A 612-nucleotide genomic window follows, 5' to 3' on the forward strand; every position below is an offset into this window, starting at 1 on the left:
TATGGAAGATCTATTCCAAAAAATGCACATTCAACAATCAATTTGGATTACCACAGCTCTTCCTTGGAAACTATTTGCAATAAAGGTTTAGAATTGTTTGATTTAATAGTTAATGCTGATTTTTTAATTAGAAAAATAAGTCTTACTCTTAATAATGTTGTAAAAAATGACACGATAAAAAAAATTAAAGAACCCAGTCTTTTTGCCGACATAGAACAGAAGGAAAATAAAAATTTTATAAAAGAAGAGAAATTACAAAAAGCTAGACTCGCGATTGTTCACAAATATGGAAAAAAATCTATTTTTAAAGCCTCGAGTCTTGAAAATGGCTTAAAAATTAATTCGCAAATAGGAGGACACAATGCCTAATAACCACGATGATATTATTAATATTAAATACAAAAAATCTACAAAATATCCTCTTATGCCATTAGAAAAAAGAGCGGCACAGTTTGCTCCATTTTCAGTGCTTAAAGGATTTGATGAAGCAATTGAAAAAAAGAAAAAAGAAATGGAAAGAAAGCTTGAAAAGTCTATCTATATAAACGAGTAATCATGTTTTTATGAGAAAAATATTTTAGATATAAAAATCAATTAAAAACAAGTAAAAAA

Annotated in this window: 1 protein-coding gene and 1 pseudogene; both read left to right on the plus strand. The window is 26.8% G+C overall.

What is annotated here, in order from left to right; all coding sequences use genetic code 11:
* Positions 1-369 (plus strand): annotated as a pseudogene (locus tag ELQ11_RS09650) (DNA methylase); the annotation flags it as partial.
* A complete protein-coding gene (locus tag ELQ11_RS09655) occupies positions 362-553 on the plus strand; it encodes a hypothetical protein (RefSeq protein ID WP_002779581.1) in 192 nt (63 codons plus the stop codon). The pseudogene ELQ11_RS09650 and the gene ELQ11_RS09655, both read left to right, overlap by 8 nt.
* The last annotated feature ends 59 nt before the right edge of the window (positions 554-612 follow it).

Source organism: Campylobacter sp. US50a, from assembly GCF_004379015.1.
Taxonomy (GTDB): Bacteria; Campylobacterota; Campylobacteria; order Campylobacterales; family Campylobacteraceae; genus Campylobacter_D; species Campylobacter_D jejuni.

Bases quoted from the DNA above. Each gene is read 5' to 3' on its own strand.
- ELQ11_RS09655 (WP_002779581.1), top strand. From the start codon at position 362: ATGCCTAATAACCACGATGATATTATTAATATTAAATACAAAAAATCT.